The sequence below is a fragment of the Allobosea sp. LjRoot9 genome (assembly GCF_964252745.1).
Taxonomy (GTDB): domain Bacteria; phylum Pseudomonadota; class Alphaproteobacteria; order Rhizobiales; family Beijerinckiaceae; genus Allobosea.
Genome location: NZ_CAXUPC020000006.1, coordinates 297,896 through 319,697 on the forward strand (window position 1 = coordinate 297,896; position 21,802 = coordinate 319,697).

General features: G+C 64.4%; 17 protein-coding genes. 9 read left to right on the forward strand and 8 right to left on the reverse strand.

All coding sequences use genetic code 11. The features are described 5' to 3' along the window. Window positions 1-206 precede the first annotated feature (206 nt). Window positions 207-716 (reverse strand): DUF4399 domain-containing protein, encoded by a 510-nt coding sequence (locus tag ACSQ3P_RS22765; RefSeq protein WP_436167761.1) that lies wholly within the window; start codon window positions 714-716, stop codon window positions 207-209. A 12-nt stretch (window positions 717-728) separates the two neighbouring features. Next, on the reverse strand, window positions 729-2,324 hold the full coding sequence (locus tag ACSQ3P_RS22770; protein ID WP_436167762.1) for an SUMF1/EgtB/PvdO family nonheme iron enzyme: 1,596 nt from the start codon (window positions 2,322-2,324) through the stop codon (window positions 729-731). Window positions 2,325-2,869: 545 nt separating this feature from the next. Here ACSQ3P_RS22770 and ACSQ3P_RS22775 point away from each other — a divergent pair. Beyond that, a complete protein-coding gene (locus ACSQ3P_RS22775) occupies window positions 2,870-5,863 on the forward strand; it encodes a cyclic nucleotide-binding domain-containing protein (RefSeq protein WP_436167763.1) in 2,994 nt (997 codons plus the stop codon). A gap of 325 nt (window positions 5,864-6,188) precedes the next feature. Then, window positions 6,189-7,064, forward strand: a complete 876-nt coding sequence (locus ACSQ3P_RS22780; RefSeq protein ID WP_436167764.1) for a Crp/Fnr family transcriptional regulator — start codon at window positions 6,189-6,191, stop codon at window positions 7,062-7,064. Window positions 7,065-7,156: 92 nt separating this feature from the next. Here the strand turns inward: ACSQ3P_RS22780 and ACSQ3P_RS22785 are convergent, their stop codons facing one another. After that, window positions 7,157-8,893 (reverse strand): cache domain-containing protein, encoded by a 1,737-nt coding sequence (locus ACSQ3P_RS22785; protein WP_436167792.1) that lies wholly within the window; start codon window positions 8,891-8,893, stop codon window positions 7,157-7,159. Window positions 8,894-8,926: 33 nt separating this feature from the next. Further along, window positions 8,927-9,907, reverse strand: a complete 981-nt coding sequence (locus tag ACSQ3P_RS22790) for an ABC transporter substrate-binding protein (RefSeq protein WP_436167793.1) — start codon at window positions 9,905-9,907, stop codon at window positions 8,927-8,929. A 270-nt stretch (window positions 9,908-10,177) separates the two neighbouring features. On the opposite strand from ACSQ3P_RS22790, the gene ACSQ3P_RS22795 reads away from it, so the two are divergent. Continuing rightward, window positions 10,178-10,384 (forward strand): hypothetical protein, encoded by a 207-nt coding sequence (locus tag ACSQ3P_RS22795; RefSeq protein WP_436167765.1) that lies wholly within the window; start codon window positions 10,178-10,180, stop codon window positions 10,382-10,384. A 228-nt stretch (window positions 10,385-10,612) separates the two neighbouring features. Next, complete coding sequence (locus ACSQ3P_RS22800; RefSeq protein ID WP_436167766.1) at window positions 10,613-10,987, forward strand: VOC family protein; 375 nt, start codon at window positions 10,613-10,615, stop codon at window positions 10,985-10,987. A gap of 29 nt (window positions 10,988-11,016) precedes the next feature. On the opposite strand, the gene ACSQ3P_RS22805 is transcribed toward ACSQ3P_RS22800, so the two are convergent. Then, window positions 11,017-12,450, reverse strand: a complete 1,434-nt coding sequence (locus ACSQ3P_RS22805) for a S8 family serine peptidase (RefSeq protein ID WP_436167767.1) — start codon at window positions 12,448-12,450, stop codon at window positions 11,017-11,019. A gap of 157 nt (window positions 12,451-12,607) precedes the next feature. Here ACSQ3P_RS22805 and ACSQ3P_RS22810 point away from each other — a divergent pair, with 157 nt between their 5' ends. The 4 genes from ACSQ3P_RS22810 (at window position 12,608) to ACSQ3P_RS22825 (ending at window position 16,800) form a co-directional block, all read left to right on the forward strand. Beyond that, window positions 12,608-14,407, forward strand: coding sequence for an adenylate/guanylate cyclase domain-containing protein (locus ACSQ3P_RS22810; protein WP_436167768.1), 1,800 nt, complete (start codon window positions 12,608-12,610; stop codon window positions 14,405-14,407). Window positions 14,408-14,451: 44 nt separating this feature from the next. Beyond that, a complete protein-coding gene (locus tag ACSQ3P_RS22815; RefSeq protein ID WP_436167769.1) occupies window positions 14,452-15,555 on the forward strand; it encodes a hypothetical protein in 1,104 nt (367 codons plus the stop codon). Window positions 15,556-15,773: 218 nt separating this feature from the next. Beyond that, on the forward strand, window positions 15,774-16,277 hold the full coding sequence (locus ACSQ3P_RS22820) for a hypothetical protein (RefSeq protein ID WP_436167794.1): 504 nt from the start codon (window positions 15,774-15,776) through the stop codon (window positions 16,275-16,277). 277 nt (window positions 16,278-16,554) lie between these two features. Beyond that, window positions 16,555-16,800 (forward strand): hypothetical protein, encoded by a 246-nt coding sequence (locus ACSQ3P_RS22825; protein ID WP_436167770.1) that lies wholly within the window; start codon window positions 16,555-16,557, stop codon window positions 16,798-16,800. Window positions 16,801-16,946: 146 nt separating this feature from the next. Here ACSQ3P_RS22825 and ACSQ3P_RS22830 read toward each other — a convergent pair whose 3' ends face one another. Both ACSQ3P_RS22830 and ACSQ3P_RS22835 read right to left on the reverse strand, forming a co-directional pair. Further along, window positions 16,947-17,996, reverse strand: a complete 1,050-nt coding sequence (locus ACSQ3P_RS22830; RefSeq protein WP_436167771.1) for a Bug family tripartite tricarboxylate transporter substrate binding protein — start codon at window positions 17,994-17,996, stop codon at window positions 16,947-16,949. A gap of 58 nt (window positions 17,997-18,054) precedes the next feature. Continuing rightward, complete coding sequence (locus ACSQ3P_RS22835; protein WP_436167772.1) at window positions 18,055-19,335, reverse strand: FAD-dependent oxidoreductase; 1,281 nt, start codon at window positions 19,333-19,335, stop codon at window positions 18,055-18,057. 254 nt (window positions 19,336-19,589) lie between these two features. Between ACSQ3P_RS22835 and ACSQ3P_RS22840 the strand changes: the two genes are divergently transcribed. Next, on the forward strand, window positions 19,590-20,477 hold the full coding sequence (locus ACSQ3P_RS22840; protein WP_436167773.1) for a LysR family transcriptional regulator: 888 nt from the start codon (window positions 19,590-19,592) through the stop codon (window positions 20,475-20,477). A 116-nt stretch (window positions 20,478-20,593) separates the two neighbouring features. On the opposite strand, the gene dgoD is transcribed toward ACSQ3P_RS22840, so the two are convergent. Then, window positions 20,594-21,766 (reverse strand): galactonate dehydratase, encoded by a 1,173-nt coding sequence (dgoD, locus tag ACSQ3P_RS22845; RefSeq protein ID WP_436167774.1) that lies wholly within the window; start codon window positions 21,764-21,766, stop codon window positions 20,594-20,596. Window positions 21,767-21,802: the final 36 nt, after the last annotated feature.

Below are 21,802 nucleotides of genomic sequence, written 5' to 3' on the forward strand. Positions count from 1 at the left end.
GCGCAGAGTGTGGTAACGGCCCGGGGCAGGTCGGCTCATGGCCTTTTTTGCTGAGCTTCGGGGGGCTGCTTTAGGGCGTGGGCCCAAGCCATGCCGGTGCGCGCGGTTCTTATCGTCTCCATGCTCCCAGCTGGGCAGGCAGTCTCCCCTTTAGAAAGAGGCGCGGCTCGCCGAGGTCCGTCCGCCTGGGGCGGGTTTCCTTTGCCCTAGGCACCCTTCCCACTGACTTTCTTCGACGTCTTCGCGGGTGCTGCCGGCAACACGGTTATGGTCACCTTCTTCGAGATGAGCATCGGTTTGAACGGCCTGTGTTCCGAGTCGCCGAGCACCAATTGGAGGGTATGTTGTCCAGGCGGCAGCTCAAGCCTCGCCTCCGTCTGGCCCGCACCGAAGTGAAGATGCTTGTTGTCCGTCGGAAGCGGCTCCTCCGGATCGATCACATCGGTGACATCGACCAGGAGGTGGTGATGTCCGGCATTCGGAGCGGAGCTGCCGGCCTGCGTCACGCCCATATTCCGCAGGCCGAACCGCACCCAGAATTCGCCACGGATCTGCGCTCCGTCCCAAGGGTAGATGATGTACAGGCGCGCATCCGGAGAAGGCGCTCGTTGCGCTGCGGAGGGGTTTGGGGTCGGCGCCGTCTGCGCCAGGGCACCTGGAGGGAAAAGGCTCACTGCAGCAAAGGCAAGCACGATGCCGCTGGCTGATCGGCTCATGGAATCCTCCTGTCAGAGCAAACGAGCTATCCTGAAACCGTGCGCGGGGTAGCGCACTCCCGTATCGTAGTGAGTCCGGCTCGCTGGCCTCACGGAGGCAATGTTGCTGCGCCAGGAGCCGCCTCTCAGGACGTTCTCGCGGCAATTCTCAGCCATCCGAGGGGAACCATCCGACGGCGCATCCCGGTAGTTGGGCAGCCAGCAATCGGCCACCCACTGCGCGACCCCGCCTCCGAAATCGGCGCCACCGAAAGCATTGCGTGCGAAACTGCTGACCGGCATCGGAGCCTTCGGATCTTGGGGGCCGCCGCAATCCTTGCAATTGGCCTTGCCAGGTTCGAGATCTCGACCCCACCAGAAGCGGGTCGAGCTACCCGCCCTGGCGGCGTATTCCCACTCCGCTTCGCTCGGCAAGCGGTAAGGTTTGCCGGTCGATTGCGCGAGCCAATCGACATATTGCTTGGCATCGAGCCAACTCAGATTGCGCGCTGGCGCTGCGTCGCTTCCGTCGAGCGAGATGTTGCAGCCCTTTGCCGCCGCGCATCGGTTCCACTCGGCGACGGAGATGGGAGACCGACCGATTGCGAAGGGCGCGATGGCCACGGTCCGGATCGGCTGCTCCGAGGGGTCTTCGTCGCTGCCCATCCGGAAAGATCCGCCGGGTATGCGGATCATCTCGGGGCAGGCTTCGCAGTCGCGGAAGCCCGAAGCGGTTTGGATCGTCCGTGCGGCAGGAAGGCTCGGAGTCAAAATCGCGACCTGCGGATCCGGAGCTGGGGCGGCAGGCACGGGATCGGCTGCTGGCGCCAAAGGTTTGGCCGCATCCGCATTCCTGCTGGCTGGCGGCTCAACCCGCCGGGTCGGTGCAGGCCGGTTGGTCACCGAGGTCAAAGGGACGGGCACCCATTGGGGGACCTGTCCGACAGACACCAGGCTTGGCTGGCCGCCGACCGGCCAGTAGCCGGCGGCGTAGAGGCCTGCGGCAACCAGCGCAAAGGCCGCCACGATCCCCGCCGGGACCGCGAAAAGCCGTCTATTTTTCGTCGCGCTAGCGAACGAAGCCGGGTCGGGAAGCACACGATAGATGCGAACGGGATCGGTGATGTTCTTCAGCTTCTCGTCGCCAAGCGACTGATATCCGCAGACCAGCTTATTCTTGATCTGTTCGTAGACGCCGCCGGAGATATAGACGCCGCCGGGCATCGCCAGAGCCTCCAGGCGGGCGGCGATGTTGACGCCATCGCCAAAGATATCGTCCGGCTCGACGATAACGTCGCCCAGATTCACCCCTATCCGGTATTGTAGCCAGTAATCGCGCGGTAGATCGGTGTTCCGTGCCGCCACGGATTGCTGAATGACGATTGCGCATCTCACGGCTTCGAGCGGGCTGTCGAACATGGCGAGAAAGCCATCGCCGGTGTTCTTGATGAGCCGCCCGTAGTGCTCTTGCAGTGTCGGATCGACGATCTCGCGGCGAACCTGCTTCAGCCGACGAACCGTTCCCTCCTCGTCGTGGCCCATCATCCGGCTATAGCCGGCGATGTCCGCCGCGAGGATCGCCGCGAGCCTGCGATGAGCGTGCGGATGAGTTGAAAACTCTTCGCGCATCCCGACCACCACCAGATGGACCAGACAGCCCCCAATCCAGTCATATCAGGTAGCGCATCCAGCGTCGCGAATTTTACGCTGACCTACGAGCGCGGGGCGCCGGCTGTCCACGCCGGAGGCGTCAGCTTTTGGGTGACGCAGCCCAGGTTCCGATAATGGTACATTCGAGCTGGCGCGCGAAAGGCGTTTCCGGCCCTTTCCGGAATCCAGAGACGTCTGCCTTCAGGCATGCTTGTTTGCAAGGCAGCCAATGGGCAAAGTGGCGCATCTGCTGCGTTAAGGGCCGCCAGTTCGCGTCGCAGCACCGCCGGGCCGCCTAGGCATATCGAGGTCCTTGTCGTCGGGTTCTAAATGCCGGCGGTTGCTGTTCACTGGAATTGGCCCTTCATCAGGGCTGCCGCGACTAATGACGTCTATCGATGCTTTACCGAGTGTCGTGAGTGGAGTTTTTCGAGCAGTAAAGAAATACGGCAATGATAAGCATTTTTGGCTATATCTGGCGAAATAGTCGACGTGAGCAGATAAAAATACTCTGCATCGTAGTCGTGTCCTTGCCGTTCTATTATCTCTCTCTTGATCTGCCGAAATACATCATCTCCGATGCCTTGCAGGGCCGTGCGTTCGCAGGCGGACAGGAGACCGCGCGCCTCTTTCACATCGTGCTGAATCTGCCGAGCGCATTTGGTGGATCGTTCGCGCTGTTCGATGGGGTCCGGCTCGATCGGCTATCCTATCTGTTTGCGCTCTCGGGCCTGTTTCTCCTGCTTGTCCTGATCAATGGCGGGTTCAAATACCGTGTGAACATGCGCAAGGGAGCGTTGGGCGAACGGCTGCTGCAGCGCCTGCGCTTCGATCTGTTCTCGGCCCTGCTGAGTTTCAAGCCGGAGGCATTGCAGCGCATCAGGCCGTCCGAGGCGGCGACGATCATCAAGGACGAGGTCGAGCCGATCGGCGGGTTCGTGGGCGATGCCTTCGTGCAACCGGTCTTTCTCGGCGGCCAGGTGCTGACCGCGCTGACTTTCATTCTGGTGCAGAACCTTGCGCTCGGCGCGATCGCGGCGAGCATGGTCCTGATCCAGGGCGCGGTCATTCCCGCCTTGCGGCGCGAGCAGATCCGCCTCGGCAAAGAGCGGCAGATCGCGTCGCGGGCCCTGGCCGGCAAGATCGGCGAAGTGGTCGAGACCATCGGCGAAGTCCTCAACCACGGCACATCCGCCGTCGAGAAAAGCCAGGTCGCGCAGCGACTGGAGCAGCTCTTCGGTATCCGCTACCGGCTTTTTGAGCGCAAGTTCGCAGTCAAGATGCTGAACAGCCTGCTGGCGCAGCTCACGCCCTTTCTATTTTACGCTGTCGGAGGTTATTTCGCGCTGACCGGGCGCCTCGATCTCGGCCAGCTCGTCGCGGTCATCGCGGCGTATCGCGACCTGCCGCCTCCGGTCAAAGATCTGATCGACTGGGACCAGCAGCGGCTGGACGTCGAGGCGAAGTTCCAGCAGGTCGCCCAGCATTTCGCGCTGACGGGCGATATGCCTGCCGAAACTGACGCTGGTGTCGCCGGCGAGGCGGCGAGCCTGCCCACCGCCGGGCTGATCGCGCTGCAGGGCGTTACCGTTGTGAATGCGGCGGGCGATCAGGTGCTGGACCGGCTATCGCTGTCGCTGCCGCTACAACGGCACATCGGCCTGTCCGGCGGGGCGAGCGAGGCTGCCGGGATCCTGGCGCAACTGCTGGGCGGCGGTATCAGCGCCAGCGACGGCTCGCTGACGATTGCCGGCGTTCCGCTGACGGCACTCTCGCCGGAGGCGCGCGGCGGGGCGATCGCCTATGTCGGCCCCGAACCGGTTATTCTCGACGGGAGCCTGCGCGACAACATCCTCTACGGCCTGCGCCGCGTGAACGACGCCGCGACCAAGCTGGCGGGCTGGTCGATCGATCATCGCCAGGCGCATGCCGCGGATCATGGCGAGCTGGCCTCGCGGCTGGTCGAGATCCTGCGCATCGTCGGGTTTGCCGATCCGGTGTTCAGGTTCGGGCTGGCCCGCAAGCTCGATCCCGCCACTCCGACCGATGTGGTACTCCGGATTTCGGACATCCGCGCCCGCATCCAGGCCGGTCTCGCCGCGCGCGGCGCCGAGGCCGCGATCGAACCCTACGACCCGGAGCGCTATACCCGCAACGCGACGATCGGCGAGAACATCCTCTTCGGCATGCCGGTCGACCCCGCCCTGGTCGGCGCGCGGCTGGCCAGCCACGAACCGACGCGGCAGCTGCTCGCCGGGTTGGACCTGACCGAAACGCTGGTCGGGATCGGGCGGCGCATCGCCGCCACGATGCTGGAAATCTTCCGCGATCTTGCGCCGGGTCATGTGCTCTTCGAGCAGTTCTCCTTCATCGCCGCGGAGGATTTCCAGGACTATCGCGAGCTGCTCGGCCGCCTGGAGGCCGGCGCGGGCAGCGAGGCCGACCGCACGCGGTTGATCGGGTTGGCTTTTCTCTATGCCGAACCGCGCCACCGCCTCGGCCTCCTGGACGCAGCGATCGAGACCCGCATCCTGGCGGCACGGTCGAGGTTTCGTGAGTGGGCCTCGGCGGATCCGGCCCAGTCGATCGCGTTCTACGACCCGCAGCGCTACTGCCCAACGGCGCCGCTGCGCGACAATCTGCTGTTCGGGGCGGTGACGCATGATGCCGCCGACGAAGTCGTCCGCGAAACGCTCGCGGAGCTCGGCCTCGACGCCGAGGTCTACAGATGGGGCCTCGATCAGCCGGCCGGCTATGCGGGCCGGTTGCTCTTCCCGGTCATGAAAGCCCAGATCGCGCTTGCGCGCTGCCTCATCAAGCGGCCGCAACTGCTCATTCTCAACAATGCCTTTGGAGCCTTCGGCCAGAACGAAGCGGGCCTGATCCTGGATCGCATACGGGCGGAGATGGCTGGACGGACATTGATCGTCGCGGGGCGCGATGTCGGACCTGGCCAGGGCTACGATGTGCACATCGCATTCGACGGCGCGAGACCGGCCGTCCCACAGGACAGGTCGACCCCGGGCGATTCCGGGCCGGATCGGGCGGTCCTGCTCGACAGCGCGGAAATCCGGGTTCTGCGGTCAGTGCCCATCTTCGGCAATCTCGACACGGCTCGACTGAAACTTCTCGCCTTCACCAGCGAGCGCATCGCCTTTGCCCAAGGCGACGTGCTGTTTCGGCGGGGCGATGAATCGGATGCGGCCTATGTGCTGCTGTCAGGCGCGGTCGATGTCATGAGCGAGACCGACAAAAGCGAACCCGTCCGGATGTCGAGCCTCGCCCGCAATGCGATCCTCGGCGAGATGGGCCTCGTCACTGGCGATCCTCGCTCTGCGACGATCGTCGCAACGTCGTCCGGCGAGGCGTTGAAGCTGCGCAAGGAGGTCTTCCTGGCGCTGCTCGCCGAGTTCCCGCAGATGGCGCTCTCGGTCATGCGACTGATGGTCAAGCGCCTCCAGGCCAATGTGGCCGCTTCCGGCCAGCCTCGGCAGGACGATGGCGAGCCCGATCGCTGAGCGCCCGCATCGATCCGTCGAGGCCAGGACGAAAGCCCGTTCAAAGATCGGACCGCAGATTCCTGAGCAGGCCGAGGCGGCCCTTTCACGAGGATTTCGGGCCGGTGTACAGAATATCGGTACGCGTCAGACCAATGTCGTCGAGCGTGCGATCGTCGACGGAGCCGGCATAGAAGCGGGGCCGCCGGTTGTCGCGAAGCCCCGCCAGCCAAGGTCGCAGGCTCCCGATCGCACGCGTCGCACCTGCCAGGAGCGGGCACTCCCCCGTCTGAATGGGCTGCGCGGTCTCGCGAAGCGGTTCCGGAGCCACTAATTTCAAGGGCGCGTGACGAAGATCCAGAGTATTGTGCACGGTGAGACCTCCTCCTCGGGTCAGTCGCGCCATGACTGTGGGAAACGGTCGCGGCGGCTGGTCCGGGCGGGTTTCTGGACCGTTCCCGTCCGGCCTTCTGTGCGCTACGTCACACAAGCTCCGACCCGCGCCGGAAAGACACGAACCGGAGGCCGACGCATGAACGATGCGGCTCCTCGTATCGTGAGCCTCCTGTCTGCGAATCCGTTCTTCGCAGGCCTTGCTGAGGACACCCTTGCCAAGATCGCGGGCATCTGCCGGCATAGGCGTCTTAAGGCGCGAGAGGTCCTGTTCCTGAAAGGAGACGCGAGCGACGGGCTTTATGCGATCCGGCGCGGCCTGATCCGCATCGGAACCACGGACGACCTCGGCCAGCAGATGACGATGAATCTTGTCGGAGGTGGCGACGTCGTCGGTGAAATCGCGTTGCTCGACGGTCGTTCGCGAACGGCCGATGCCGTCGCGATGGAGGACACCGACATGTTCTTCCTGCCACGTCGCGATTTCCTGATCCTGCTCGATTGCGAGCCCTCGATCGCGCAGCAGTTGATCGGCCTCCTCTGTGCCCGGCTGCGCGACGTCATCGAGCGCATGGAGGAGACGGCGTTCCTGCCAGCCGCGGCGCGTCTGGCACGGCGTATCCTCATGCTCGCGGCCGATTACGGGTCGGAGATCCACGTCTCTCAGGAGGAACTGGCATCGCTCGCCGGCGTCACGCGTGAAACGGTGAACCGCCAGCTTCAGGGCTGGAAGCGCGCCGGGGTTCTCGCCCTGGGGCGTGGGCGCCTGACGATCCATGATATCGACCAGTTCCGCGCACTGGCGAAGATCGGGACGGTCCGCAGCTAGACGCGGTATCGCTTCGGGGGCCGACCTTCGCGCGCTTGGGGCACAGCGAGGCGAGGCGCGGAACTCTGGTCGGCGATCGCTGCCGTGAGCGCTTAGCCGGTGCTGCTGATGGCGGCTGCGAAGACCGGCACAGGCCGGTCAAAACCCTTCAAGGCCCGCACGTCCAGTTCGACGAGAGGTACGCTCGATCCGACCGCGAGCGCTGCGACGTGGTCGACGAGGATCTCGGTATCGTTGGCGCTCGAACACAGGCGCGATGCGAGGTTCACGACGTTGCCGATCGCGGTGTAATCGAGGCGGCCTTCGGAGCCGATCCGCCCGACCGTGGCGGGTCCCATCGCCAGCCCGACGCCGAAGCCAAGCCGATGGTCAAGGGCGTGCCAGCCGAGCAGGAGCTTCTGCACGGTCCTTTGCATGTCGCTCGCCATCCTGATGGCGCGCAGGGCCGGATCCGGGCAAGATACCGGAGCGTTGACCAGCACCATCATTCCGTCGCCGGAGAAGCTCGTCATAGTCGCGGCATGTGTGCTGATCACCCGTTCGAGAGCGTCGTAGTATTCGCTCAAGACGGCCATGACGGTTTCGGGCTCCGCCCGAGCAGAGAAGGCAGTGAAACCCCGCAGGTCGCAGAAGACCACAACCACTTCGACACGCCGGCCGTCGAGCACATGGTCGTCGGCCGTGCTGTCGACCAGTTCGGCGACTTGCGGCGCGAGAAAGCGCTTGAGCCGGCCGATGCGCTCCGAACGCTCCTGTGAGACCGCCAACTCGACGGCCATCTCATTGAATCGCGTCGCCACACGCTCGAATTCGTCGCCTGTGGCGAGCTCGATCCGATGCTCGAATTGTCCGGCCCCGATCCGCGCGACGCCGTCCTCCAGAAGGCGGATCGGTCCGATCATGCGCTGGGTCAGCCAGTAGGCGAGCATCGCCGCGAGGGCCGCGCCTGCGATAAGCAACGCGGCGGTGCGCCAAAGACCGGCGTAGATGGGTGCGAAGGCCTCGGCCAGGGGCTGCTTGACGATGACGCTCCAGCCGGAACCGGGTATCCCCGCCATCGCCGCCAGCACCGTTTGTCCCGCCATGTCCCGGCCGGCGATCGCGCGGCCGGACTTCGCGAGAATGGCCGCTCGCAGGGCCTGGAGCGGTCGCGTCGCCGTCTCGTCGGCGCGCAACACGAGGCTGATGTCGGGGTGGGCGATGAGGCGGCCGGGCTGGTCGAGTACGAACGCCTCGCCGGTTCGCCCCACCCGTATCGCCGAGATGACATCCCAGATGAACTTGAGGTTGACCTCTGCGACGGCCACGCCGACCGCCGATCGGTTGCCTGCGACGGCGACGGTCACGAAGGGTTCCGAGCCGCCATAAAACGTCACCGGGCCGAGCCAGGCCCGATCCGCGCGCGCACCCCTGACGGCCGGATTGCCCGAATGGTCGGTACCGTCCTCGATCTTGTTCAGACCGATGCGCGAGACGAACAGCCGTTCTTTGCCGGCCCCGTCGACGAGGGTCAGGCTCACGACGGCCGGAACCTGGCGTAGCAGGCGCAGGGCATCGAGCCGGCGCCTGTCATCGACAGTCTCCGACCAGGGCAGCTGAACGGTCCACTGAAGCTGATCGCGGATTCCATCCATGAAATCCTGGATCTTGGCCGCCGCCGATCGGGCCTCCACATCCAGAAGCTCATTCAGCCTGTCCCGTCGGTCATTGAAGCCGAACCACGCTTCGCTCCCACCCGCCATGAGAAGAGGCACGACGACCGCCGCAAACAGGGCGAGAAAGGACTTCGCGAACAGTGATGATCGGGGGGCGAGAGGTAAATCGGACACCGTGTTGGCCCATGCGCCGGCTCGCCGGCTCAATCATTCGATCACAACGTCGGCGCTGCTCAGCAGCGGGACCGGGAGAGGTATTCCCAGGGCAGTGGCGGCCTTCAGATTGATGACAAGCTCGACTTTGGTGACCCGCTGGACCGGCAGATGGGAAGGTTTCTCGCCCTTGAGGATACGGCCGGCGTAGATCCCGGTGTGACGGTGCGACTGTCGGAAATCGCCGCCATAGCTCATCAGGCCGCCGGCCATCGGGAAGTCGCGAGCCTGGGTGATCGCCGGCACCCCATGGCGGCTCGCAAGTTCGGCGAGCCGCTGGCTGCGATAGGCGAAATAGGGATCCGAGGTGAAGACGAGGCCTTTTGCACCCATCTGAGGCACGGCCGCGAACACCGCGTCGAACTCCTGTTCGGTGCTGGCATTCAAAATGCGAAGCTGCAATCCCAGGCTGCTTGCCGCCGCCTGCAGCTTCCTCATCTGCGAGCCCGAGGTCGGACTGGTCGGATTGACGGCCACCGCGAATATCTCGGCGGCGGGAAACAGCTCGGTCATGAACTCCAGGCGCTTGCTCGAGACCTCGACGCTCAGGCTCGACACCCCCGTGAGATTGCCTCCTGGCCGAGACAGGCTGCCGACCACGCCGAGTGCAATGGGGTCGCCCCCCATCTCGAAGACGATTGGGATCGTTGCCGTTGCCGATTTTGCCGCAAGCGCGACCTCCGCCCCTCCGGGCGCCACGATCACGGTCACCTGACGGTCGACGAGATCCATCGCGAGCGCGGGCAGGCGACGATATTGGCCCTCTGCCCATCGAAATACGATGTTTACATTGCGACCCTCAACGTAACCGGATTCCGCCAAGCCCTCGCGGAAGGCATCGAGGCGGCTGGCATAGGGTTCGGGGGCCTCGGAGCCGAGATAGCCGATCACCGGCATGGCTGGCCGCTGGGCGCGGGCCGGGCTCATCCACGCCGCCGCCCCGCCGGCGAGCGCGATAAAATCGCGCCGCCTCATTCGACCCGCAGCTCGGGCGGGAGCGGAGGGCAAGAAACGCAAAGTCATCCCCCTTCGAACCAGAAGCCGCTGTTGTCCTGCAGCGCGCAATCTGCCCCCGGTGACCGAACGGCAGTATAGCCGCACGGCCTGCCCTCCGAAAGCCAATAACCAGTTCCCACACCTCAGGATGAGGCCCGCAGCACGACGTTCCTTATGTGATCCACCTCACATTCCCTGGATGCCGGAGTGCGTATCCGTTGGGGTTCTGGAAGCCTTGGAGCGCGTGAAATGACCGCCATTCCTGAGGATAGGCTCGAACAATTCCATCGGCGGGCAGTAGAGCGGACGCGGCGCGTGGGGCTTTCGGCTTATATCCTGAAGGAGGATGGCAGCGTCGTCCGAATTACCCCTGACGGGAAAACGGACCTGATCGTCGTCCGGCTCGGCCTTCGGAACGCCCAGTCTGGCGAGTGCGAGGCGCTGCGCACGCAATGAAGAGCCGAAATCAGCGCCCCCCTTATCATGGAGACGCGTCATGCCTGAATTCGTCATCGAAAGAGACATGCTAGGCGTCGGCGCTCCGGCCCGCTGAATTGAAGGTTGCGTACTGATCATGCCTCAAAGGCCGCACAGGGCGGCTGACGATCATCGGTCTTTATTCGCGGTCAGCCACTCGTCTCCGCGCTCGATTATCTCGCCCAGGCCCTCTTTGGAGATAAGCTTATGTTCACTCACGTCATGATCGGCAGCAACGACCTGGAGCGGGCCAGAGATTTCTACGACGCCACATTCGCTGCGTTGGGAGGCGAGCCTGGCGAGATAGATGCCAGAGGCAGGCTGATCTATGCCCACAAGGGCGGTCGGCTGATGATCACGAAGCCGATCGACGGCCATCCAGCGACCGCGGCCAACGGTGGGACTATCGGTATCGCCGCTGCGAGCCGTGACCATGTGCTCGCGTGGCATAAGGCCGGCACCACGCATGGTGGCACGGCGATCGAGAGCCCACCCAGCGAGCGCCCGAACGGAGCCTTCGTAGGCTACCTTCGCGATCCGGACGGAAACAAGCTCACCGCGCGCTCTCAGCCGACGAAGTAACACGACCGGCAACAGCCGCCCGCGAACAGCTAATGCGCTCCTGACCGTCGAACGGCGCTTCGTCGCGCCGCGGGTGGAAATCGCTGATTCAGGTCTGCTGCGGTCGCCGCGAGGTCGAGAATGCCATGCCCAGTTCGGTCCTGCCAGTCCGCAGGACCATAGGGCTGATCCGCGTTGCGCCGGATGGCATCCGCGAGCGTGTCTGGCATCAGCCTGCCGGACGGCCATTTCGTGCGCAGGAGCGCGACAGCGCCCGCCGCAAGGCCACATGCCGCGGAGGTGCCGGTATTGCTGCCTGGGTAGTCGTCACTCGCAAACTGGCTGGGCGCACATATGTCCGGTTTGTTGTTGGCCATGCCGGCGATACCCGGGCCCTGGCCCGAATAGCCGAGCCAAACCCGATCGTTGCGCACGGCGCCCACCGTCAGCACCTCCCGCAACGCGTTGGCCCCGTTGATGCCGCGGGAGGGACCGGTGAAATCCGATGAGCAGCGTGGGTTTGGGCAGAATTGGCCACAATTGCCGGCGGCAAAGACCAGATCGGCTCCAGTATCGTTCAACAGCCGCAATGCGATCGCAATCGGGTGGTCGGGATTATTGGCGTAGCTAGCCTGGCCGGGCTTCACGGTCGGATCGAAGACCGCCCAGGCGTTGCAGATCACCCAACCCTCTGCCTTCCGCGCCCCGGTGGCTATGGTGCTGAATATGGAAAACAGCGCGGCTGCGACGGAACTAAGAAAGACCGGGAACCGCGTGATGCCGTCCGGAATTGCCGGGCAATCCAGCAGCTTTAGCTTGGCGGGAGGCGCCGCCGCCAGCGCAACGGCCCGTGCGTTTCGCGCCACCATTTCGCCGTGAGAGGTCAGCGGGTTGCCCGGCAGCCGCACTGCGCCGGAATGCGCGGAATCCTCCAGGACGGGCCAACCTTTGAAACTTCCCGCAGGAAGAAGACGCAACGGCAAGCCGGTGTCCACGAAGACGATGTTGACTTGCTCGGGCCCGGGCAGTCCAGCCGCCGTCAGCAATGACGGGTTCGCCCGGATCGTCCTGAGCGCTGCGGCGCGATCTCCCATCAAGCCATCGCCGGCTTCGTTCGGGCACCAATGAGTTGAGAATGGATCGTGCGCTGGATTCACCACGAGATCGGCCCCGACAGCAGCGTCAGGTCCAAAATTCTCGCGCGTCACACTGTTGGCAAAGACTTCCGCAGCCTCCTGCCCACCATGAATGACGATCCCGAAAACCAGAAACTCGAGAAGCTCATCCCTAGAGATGTCGACGCCAGCAGGGGGCGGAATGTTCGACGGGTAGGCAACCACGCTGAACAAGTCATCGCGCCCCAGGCGCATTCTGGCGTTGAGTTGCCTATGGACTTCTTCGGAGTCCCAACGCTTGTAAGCTTGGCGCAGTTCATTCCAGGCGCGAACGGACAATACCAGGCGGACTTCGTTCGGGTCCGACATCCTGAGCCCCCCGATCCTGCCGCGGGCAGGCTCCCGCAGGCCACCATTCTCAAAAGACTAGCGCTCGGGCGCTTCGAGCGCCATGATAATCGTTATACCACGGGGGCCGGCGCACGGCGCCCCGACCGATCGGATCCAGCCGCAGGTGGATGTGCCGATGGTGTTCGCTTCCGACGTCGACGGAAATGTACCCGCGCCAGCCCACGGCGAGCGCCACATGGTCGCCATCGCCTTCGCCGACGTTGTCGGCTACTCGACGCTCATGGCCGCGGATGAGGCCGGTACCTATGGGCGATGGATGGCCCTACTGCGCGGCTTGATCGAGCCCGAGACGGAACGGTGCAGAGGCCGAATCGTGGACGTGTTGGGCGACGGCGTCCTGGCCGGGTTTCAGAACGCAGGCGATGCCGTCGCATGGGCTCGCGCCATCCAGCACGGCATCAAGGCCGATCTCGAGGCCGCAGGCTCGGTCGACCCCGTGCCTGTCGTCCTCCGCATCGGAATCCATGTCGGCGACGTGATCGAGAGTAACTCGCAGATTTTCGGAGATGCGGTGAATTTCGCGGCGCGGCTGCAGTCACACGCAGCGCCCGGCGGAATCGTGATCTCCGAACGCGTACGGGACGCGTTGGACGCCTCGGCTCAGGTTGATCTGCGGGACCTAGGATATGCCGATCTGAAGGGCTTCCACAAGCGCGCGCGCCTGTTCGCGATCGAGACCGAGCTGGTACGGGTCACTGTTCCGATTCAGACAGGAGCGGGGCTGCCCTCCCTCGCCGTGCTGCCACTCCTCGATCAGGATGGGGATACGGAAGATGCTCATTTCGGAGACGGATTCGCAGAGGACGTGGGCATGTCGCTCGCTGGCCTGCACGAGCTGTTCGTCGTTTCCCCGGCCTCGAGTGCCATCTTCCGCGGCCGCCAGCCGGACCCCCGAGAGGTAGGCCGTGCACTGGGCGTACGCTACGCGCTTCTCGGGAGAATGCGCCGCGTAAACGAAGGATACGGCATCTCGGTGCAGCTTTGCGACACGCAATCGGGTGAAACGCTCTGGGGCGAGCGCGCCCGTATCGGCATGGGCGAGATTTTCGATCTGCAGGACGAGGTGGCCCGCAAGATCGCGATGGGGCTCGCGCCACAGGTGCGCTCCGCCGAACTCCAGCGCGCGATGCGCAAGGCGCCGGAGAGTCTGACGGCCTATGATCGGATGCTGCGCGCCCTCTACACGATAGCGAGTGCGGATTACGCCACGTTCGAGCGAGCGCGCAGCTACCTAGGCGAGGCCATGGTTGAGGAGCCCGACTTCGCCCTGCCGGTCGCTTGGGCCGCACGCTGGCACAGCGTGCGGATCGGGCGCGGATGGTCGCAGCATCCCGACGACGACGCTTTGCAGGCGCTTGAGCTTGCAACGCGTGCCACAAACATCGACAGGGCGAACGCATTGGCTCTTGCCACTCTGGGCCATATGAACACGATGCTGCGGCGTGACAGCGACGCTGCGCTGCAATGTTTTAGCCAGGCTCTCGCGGCCTGCCCGAACCACCCACTCGTTTGGACGCTGTCGAGCGCGACGCTCGCCTATCTTGGTAAAGGCGAGGAGGCGGTGCGCCGCGCCGAACAAGGACTTCGGCTCTCGCCGCATGATCCGATGCGCTATTCACAGCTCATGTTTCTGGGCATCGCGCACTATGCCAACGGCAGCTTCGACGAGGCTGTGCGCTGGCAACGCCGCTCGTTGGCTGAAAACCCGCTGCATGGGGCGACGCTCCTGCTGCTCGCGGCGGCTTTGGCCGCGGCAGGCTCGCGAGACGATGCCCGGCAGGTGGCTGCCCGGTTCATGGCCGTGCGCCCCGGCTTCTCGCTGGAAACGTATTCACGTACACGCCTGCCGTTTTTCGAACCTGGCCTGCGCGAGGCCTTCGCCGCGCATTTGCAGCAGGCAGGCCTGCCGAACTGATAGCGAGGACCTAATAGCATTAATTTCCTAACGTGGAGGGGGAAATGGCGCGCAATGGTGCATTCGGTCCCGCCGACGGGGCTGACGGGGCCGATGGAGCGGAAGGCTTCGAGAACTTCGACGCGCTGGGCGGCGGCCGCGGTTCTGTTATCCGCCCAATCGGCGTCGCGCCGGAAAGGGATATCCGGAAAAGCAACGGCGAAACGGATTATCGCGGCCATCGCTGGCCGCCGCGCCTGGGCCATGCCTGGCCGCCTACTTCGCCGACCGATTGCTGGCCTATCGCCCCCGAGGCGATCGAGCCGCGTCTGACTGACTTCACACCTGACAACGCCTCTTTGCTCGTTCTTGCAGAATTTATGAAGTTGAAGAATTCATCAGGTCAATTGGCCTGGACAAAGCTCATGAATCTCAGCGACATGAAGGCCGACATCGATTTAATTAGCGATATCGATGATGATAACTGTTCGGCAGTTCAAAGGGAATTAAAACACCTGCGACGCCTTGCTCAATTCCGGCCCGGAGCGATGGCCGAATCGCTGGCTCAACGCAACGGCATCATCGGATATTTCCGCGCTTTGCTGCAATTCAACCTTCAGACGCATCCGTATACATATTACTTCGCAGCTACGGCGCTGCGCCTTGGGCAATTCCTTTGCATGTACTATAAGGACATATTCAATCGCCCGCGGCCCGTCCGCCTCGATCCGAGCCTGCTCGCGCCAATCGATCCACCAGGGCATCCAGCCTATCCGAGCGGGCATGCAACCCAGTCCTTCCTCATTGCGAAATGCCTGGAGCAAGTGGTTCCGGTTGCGCTCGGTTCACGCCCCCCGGACGCCAACAACCCCGAGGGCCAGCCGGGTCCGTTCTGGCTGCTGGCCGAGCGTATCGCGAAGCTCCGCGAGGTCCTCGGAGTGCATTATCCGAGCGACACCAGAGGCGGTCTTCGCCTGGCCGAAGGCGCGTTCCCGCTGATGCTCAAATGCCCACGGATCGCCGGCCGCGGTGTCGACAATGATGGCGACGGCGCTCCTGATAACCAACTCAAGGACGATTCCGGTGGGCCGTTGTCGATCGCCGGACAGCCCATCTACGATAATGGCTGGCTTGCCCTTGCGCGCCAGGAGTGGGAGCCGCGCAAGTAATGCCGGAGGTCCCGCTCGCGACGCAGGCGAGAGCCCTGCCTTACACCGTTCCGCCGCGACCACGGGCAGCCGCGGTCGACCTCCTTGATCGTCTTTCCGTGGACCCAGTACTCACGGGGGACCGGTGCAATCGTATTCACGCGTTCATCGTCCGCACCGTCCGAAACCTTGGCTAGCAGCCTCACCGAGACCGGTTCAAGGGCAATCTTTCTTGGATGATGGCGATCGGCGGTATTGGCGCCCTTCGCCATCGCGATCGGCAGCAAGCCACGACCTCTCCGACCAACGGCACCAATACGCTGGTCGGGGTTCAGGAGATGAACGCGCTGGTCTTTGTCCGGCGCAGAGAGTTGATCGCGGATACAGCCGGTGCCGGGCGTTTCCGCAGCGGCATGGTGATATGTACTATGCGTGATCTCGCGGCCGAGCTACGCGATGTGAAGCACGGCTTCGTTTCGGCCGAGACCGCATCGAGCATCTATAGGGTGGCGATTGGCGTTTGCTGCTGGAGCTGTTGGCATCGATATCGAGAAGACCAATGCGATGCGCTTGCACCACGATCGGCTGGCCATCCCCCAATAAACTCAGAACTTGGTCAGAAGGGTGCCGCGTCGCGCTCGCAGGTCGTTCGCGCGACACATCGAACCATGACAGCGAGAACGACCTTCGCGCCGTCATCGTACACTGGCGAGTTCAATCCAACGTCCGCTTCCAGACGGTAGTCGAATGTCAGGAACTGGCGCTTCACCGGCATCGGGCAAATCGGCTTTCAGGCAAATCTTGGCGCGAGCTGCAAATCATCACGCGTGCTCGCCGATGTGCGGGTAGGGCGCGGGGCGCACCGTCATTGCGGCTCTGCGCCACAAGGTCGGCGACGACATCTCGGCGAGGCAAGGGAGAGGGGCCGGCTACCGAGCCGTCTTGTATAAGCGACTCTTATTCCAGCGGCTGGGTCACTAGCTTTGCAGATGTGAGGTTGCGTAGCGATGAGGTGGTGTCATGCCGAACGCCGACGCCGTGATGATCTCGTCTTATGAACAGCGGAAGGCTGCTGTGCTGCGAGCTGCACAGCTCATCTCATCATCGAGGGATTCTGATGGTGAGCGGGAATTCGAGATGCTGACCGAGGCTATCGCGGACTTCGATATCCGTCAGGAAGCGCTCGGCTTCATTGAGCTCCCGCCGGCTTTCATGCAGTTCCTGTCCAGTGGGCATCAGGCTCGGGTTTCAAGCAGCCGTCGCTGAGACGAAAAGGGCGGTTCGGCAGGCAGCGCGCTTGGACAGTGGTTCCGCGCGTTTTACCTGCCTCCGCTTTCCGGGTGCTTTCGAATGTCAGCTCCTGGCGCAATTCACCTTGGCGCGCGCGGTTTGAGCGCGCCGGCTCACCGTCGTCACTGGCCGAGCTTGATGTTGTTGGCTCTGATGACAGGACCCCAGCGCTCCAGTTCGGTGTCGAGGAGCGCGCGGAAGTCCTGGGACGCGTTGCCAACCGGCTCCATGTACTGGACCTTCAACTTCTCGCGGATCGCAGGTTCAGCCAGGACCTGGCGGGCTTCTCGTTCCAGCTTCGCCAGGATCGCCGGGCTCGTCCTGGCCGGTGCGACCAGCCCGATCCAGCTGTCGACCTCCACCCCGGCGATTCCGGCCTCGGCTAGCGTCGGCAAGTCCGGCAGGAGAGCGGAGCGTCGTGCGGCTGTGACGGCCAGAAGCACGATTTGCCCGGTTTCGGCCTGCGGCACGACAGAGGACGCCGGCAGCACCGCCATCTGCACATCGCCACGGATCAAGGCGGTCACCGCCGCAGGCGAGCCGTTATAGGGGACATGGACCGGCCTGGCATTGCTCTTAAGGGCGATCGCCTCCACCGCCAGATGAGACAGCGAGCCGTTTCCGATCGAGCCGAAATTCAGCTTGCTCGCATCCCGCTTGAGGCGTGCGATCAGCTCCTGCGTGCTTTTGACGCCGAGATCCTTGCTGACGACCAGCACGCTGGGCTGTGACGCCAAGACCGTCACCGGCGCGAGTTCGGTCTTGGGGTCGTAGGTCATCTTGGCAAACAGCAGCGGGTTGAGGGCAAGCGGCCCGACGATGCTGACGCCGATCGTATGCCCGTCCGGCTCGGCGCGCGCGACGCTTGCGGTTCCGAGATTGCCGCTCGCCCCCGGCTTGTTCTCGATCACGAAGGGCTGCCCGAGCTTGGCCTGCAGGCGCTCGGCGACCATGCGTGCGGCAATATCGGGGGTGGAGCCCGGCGCGAAGGGGACGATGACCGTCACCTGCCGGCTCGGCCAATCCTGTGATGTCGCGGGGGACGCATACAGCATGGCTGCGGCGGCGAAGGCCCGGAGCGTGTGCACGAGCAGCCGCGCTGGCGCGGCCGTGATGCAGGAAGAGGCGTTGTCTCGCCCGAGGCGCTCCTGACTGATGGTTTTCGGCAGCATGGCATCCTCCCTGTTTTGTCTTGTTTGTCTTGTTGCGCGCGGGTCAGACCCTTTGCGGTCAGGCGGTCGCGACCGGCGGCGGCATGTCTGCCGGGTCGAGCAGCGCGTCCTGGCCGGAGAGGATACGGCGCACCTCGGCGGGCTCGGCGCGTCCGTCCCGAGCAAAGCACGCCGCCGCCACGCCCGCCGCCTGGCCGGTGGCGAAGGCCGTGCCCATCACGCGCAGGGAGGCGCCGGCCTCGCGATCCGCGTCCGCGGTGCGCCCGGCGGCGAACAGGTTCGGCGTGTCGGCGCTCATCAGGCAGCCGAGCGGGATATCGTAAGTGCCGCGGTCCGGCGGATAGATGAAGCTGCTCTCGAGCGTCTCGCGATCGTGCCACTCGACGCCCCAGGAGCCGAGCGCGATGCAATCGGCAACGCGTCGCCCTTCGGTGACGTGCTGCCAGCTGAGCTGCTGGGCGCTGTTGATGTGCCGGCTCTCGCGCGTGCCGAAGTCAGGTCCTGTCGAGGAGAGGTAGGCGCGCTCCCAGCCCGGCAGCGTGCGCAGGACTTCCAGATAGGTCCAGGCCTGGGTACGCCCGCCCATCTCGGCACGCGTCATGCTGCGCGCATCCCGGGCATCATAGTCCTCGCTGGCGAGGTAGGCGACGACGTCGCCCGACAGCGGCAGCCGGGCGATCACGCTCTTGCTCTTGGTCAGCCCGACAACGCCGCGGTCCCGGGCCGCCGCGATGACGGCGGTGACGCTCGCGGCTGACACGTCCGCATCGGGCGAAACGCCACCGAAGCGGGTGCCGAGCGTGCCCAGGTTGACCGCGCCGTTGTTGCCGTAGCGGGTCGATGCGCCGGCGAAGAAGGCCAGGTCGCAATCGCCGCTCGCATCGACGAAGGCGCGGGCCTCCGCCGCGTGCACGCCTGAATGGTCGGCGTAGTGGACCCGCGTCACCGTGTTGCCTTCGCGGTCCGCCCCCGAGACGAAGGCGTGGAGCAGCACATCCACCCCGGCCTCCCGACAGACCTCGTCGAGCGCCCGCTTGGCAGCCTCGGGATCGAAGATGACGAATACGCCGCGATGTCGCTTCGGAGGCGTCACCGCGCCCCAGCGGCGCAGCTTGGCCATGACCTCCTCGGCGACCCCGGCGACGGATTGCCGGGGCGGCTCGGCCAGTGTGTAGAGCCCGCAATAGGTCAGCACGTTGCGCATCGTGGCGGCCCCGCCCAGGCAGCCGGCGGCTTCGATCAACCCGACGCGGGCGCCCGCTTTCGCGGCGCCGACGGCCGCGCCGACCCCCCCGGAGCCGCCGCCCACGACGATTACGTCATACCGTTCTGGCTTCATCTTCGTTCCTTTCCTTGTCTGGTGCCCAGCGGCTTGCACCGGCAGCCAGTTGCGGTTCGAGATACGAAACTCATCGCCAACGAGCGGGCATGACCCGGTGCGATGCCGCCGGGATTTCCCGAAGGGCCGCAGATGAATTGCTCAATCGGCAAGAATTCGGCGTCTCACCTTCCTCCGGTGACGCTACCTGCCCCGATGAGGTTCAAAAAGCGCCTTGTGAACGATCCAGAATTCGTGAATCGTGAATAATGAGTATGATCGAGAATATGCGGGCGCTGATCATGATCGCTCGCAGGGGCAGCTTCGTCGCCGCGGCCGAAGCGCTCGATCTCTCGCCCTCGGTTTTGACGAAGCGGGTCATGCAGCTTGAAGCCGCCGTCAATGTGCGGCTGCTTGACCGCACCACGCGCAGCGTCGGCCTCACCGCCGATGGCGAGTACCACCTCAAACGCATGACGGATGCCGTCAACCTGCATGACGAGGCGGTCGCCGCCATGCGCAAGGGAGCGGCTCAGCTGGAAGGTACCATCCGCATCAAGCTGCCGACGACCCAGGGCTTCCTGCACCTCAGCGGTCTGGTTCAGCGGTTTGTCCAGGCGCATCCCTCGCTGAACGTCGAGGTTCTCCTCATGGACGGTCCGTTCAACCCCGCGACCGAGGGGTTCGACATCGCCATCAGCGCCTTTCCCCTTAGCTTCGACGGCGTCATCGACACGTTTCTTTGGCCGGTGAGGAGGAGCCTCATCGCAAGCCCCGACTACGTCGGGTCGCGCGGCTGCCCGGAGAATCCGCGCCAGCTGCAAAGCCATGATTGTCTTGTCTATCAGCCGACGGGAGCCAATTGGCCGTTCATAGGTCCCGAGGGCAGGATCAGCGTCGCTGTCAGGGCGCGCATCTCCAGCAACGACATGCTTCTGCTCCTGAACGGAGCGAAAGCCGGCCTCGGCATCGGAATGATCAGCAGATATGTGTCGTCCGCAGCGATCGCCGCCGGCGAAGTGGTCGAAATCCTCGAGGGCTATGCCGTTCCCGATCTCTGGATAAAAGCAATGGTGCCGTCCGATCGGGCCATGGTGCCGCGCGTGCAGCACTTGCTCGCGTTCTTTCGCGAAAGGGCGCCGTTGTTTGGTCAGGGTCGTTGAGCCAATCTGCCGGCGCTCCGCCGCAGTACCCCGAGATCGACTCTACTTAGCGCGGAACCGATGTTCTGACGCGCCGGATAGGGCCCTCCGCAGGCGAGTGCCGGAGCTCGGGGGCGTTACCAGTCGACGACCGTTCCATCGGCGGCCACGGCGTGCTGCGTGTGGAGAATTTCCTGCTTGAACGGGTGCAAAGCGGCGATCTTCTCATTGACCTCGATGCCAAGCCCCGGCGCCTCCGAAAGCTGCCAGGCACTCTTCACCCGGCGCATCGGGAGTGAGACCACCTCATCGTACCAAGCCACGGCGCCGACCATTTCCTCCTGGATGATGATGTTGGGCGTGGCGAAGCCGAAATGCAGCGCCACCGCACCGGCGATCGGGCCGAGCGGGTTATGGGGCGCAAGGCCGATGCCTGCGGCCTCCGCCATCGCGGCAATCTTGCGGCCTTGCGAGAGGCCGCCGACATGGCAGAGGTCGGGTTGGGCGATGTGCGTGGCGCGATTTGAGAAGAGGTTCTCGAAATCGTCCAGGTGAACCAGCCGCTCCCCCGTGGCGATCGTGCAGGGCGAATTCTCGGTAATGGTCTTCAGCGTGGCGATCTCGCCCGGCGGGATCGGCTCCTCGACAAAGAGCGGCCGGTAGGGAGCCAGCACCTCGATATAGCGCATGGCCGCCGCGGCCGAGGCGCAGCGGCCATGGAAATCCACCATGAGTTCGACGTCGTCGCCGACGGCCTCGCGCAGCGACCGCATGAGACTATCGACATGGCGAAGCCCCTTCGTGGTGGCGGTGTAGTGCGTATAGGGAATGAACACGACCTTGAGCGCGTTGTATCCCTGCTCGACCAGGGCAAGCGCGCTTTCGGCCAGCGCCGTCGGATCGAAGGTCTCGTACACCGCGCGCATGTCGCCAAGGCCAAGGTGGGTGTAGACCGGGAGCTCGTCGCGGACCTTGCCCCCCAGCAGTCGCCAGACGGGCTCGCCGAGCGCCTTGCCGCAGATGTCCCACAGCGCCTGTTCGATGCCGCTGATTGCCGACATGCCGATGACGCCGAGGCGCCAGAAGCTCTGCTTCTGGAGAATCCGGACGATCTGCTCGATGTCGCGCGGGTCCCGCCCGATGATCAACGGCTTCAGATCCTCGATCGTCCCGACGACGCCGCGGGTCTTCCATTCCAGCGTCGCCTCGCCCCAGCCATGGAGCCCGGCTTGGTCGGTGACGACCTTGACGAAGATCCAGTTCCGCATCTCGGCGTTGACGACGAGAGTGGTGATGTCGGTGATTTTCATGAAGTTCTCGAATGGCATTGGTTCGCGGCGGGGCCG

Excerpts from the sequence above, each read along its gene's own strand:
- ACSQ3P_RS22770 (WP_436167762.1), bottom strand. The coding sequence starts at position 2,324 with ATGCGCGAAGAGTTTTCAACTCATCCGCACGCTCATCGCAGGCTCGCG.
- ACSQ3P_RS22840 (WP_436167773.1), top strand. The coding sequence starts at position 19,590 with ATGATCGAGAATATGCGGGCGCTGATCATGATCGCTCGCAGGGGCAGC.
- ACSQ3P_RS22765 (WP_436167761.1), bottom strand. The coding sequence starts at position 716 with ATGAGCCGATCAGCCAGCGGCATCGTGCTTGCCTTTGCTGCAGTGAGC.
- ACSQ3P_RS22830 (WP_436167771.1), bottom strand. The coding sequence starts at position 17,996 with ATGCTGCCGAAAACCATCAGTCAGGAGCGCCTCGGGCGAGACAACGCC.
- ACSQ3P_RS22805 (WP_436167767.1), bottom strand. The coding sequence starts at position 12,450 with ATGTCGGACCCGAACGAAGTCCGCCTGGTATTGTCCGTTCGCGCCTGG.
- ACSQ3P_RS22825 (WP_436167770.1), top strand. The coding sequence starts at position 16,555 with ATGCCGAACGCCGACGCCGTGATGATCTCGTCTTATGAACAGCGGAAG.
- ACSQ3P_RS22835 (WP_436167772.1), bottom strand. The coding sequence starts at position 19,335 with ATGAAGCCAGAACGGTATGACGTAATCGTCGTGGGCGGCGGCTCCGGG.
- ACSQ3P_RS22810 (WP_436167768.1), top strand. The coding sequence starts at position 12,608 with ATGGTGTTCGCTTCCGACGTCGACGGAAATGTACCCGCGCCAGCCCAC.
- ACSQ3P_RS22795 (WP_436167765.1), top strand. The coding sequence starts at position 10,178 with ATGACCGCCATTCCTGAGGATAGGCTCGAACAATTCCATCGGCGGGCA.
- ACSQ3P_RS22815 (WP_436167769.1), top strand. The coding sequence starts at position 14,452 with ATGGCGCGCAATGGTGCATTCGGTCCCGCCGACGGGGCTGACGGGGCC.
- dgoD (WP_436167774.1), bottom strand. The coding sequence starts at position 21,766 with ATGAAAATCACCGACATCACCACTCTCGTCGTCAACGCCGAGATGCGG.
- ACSQ3P_RS22800 (WP_436167766.1), top strand. The coding sequence starts at position 10,613 with ATGTTCACTCACGTCATGATCGGCAGCAACGACCTGGAGCGGGCCAGA.
- ACSQ3P_RS22820 (WP_436167794.1), top strand. The coding sequence starts at position 15,774 with ATGGCGATCGGCGGTATTGGCGCCCTTCGCCATCGCGATCGGCAGCAA.
- ACSQ3P_RS22790 (WP_436167793.1), bottom strand. The coding sequence starts at position 9,907 with ATGAGGCGGCGCGATTTTATCGCGCTCGCCGGCGGGGCGGCGGCGTGG.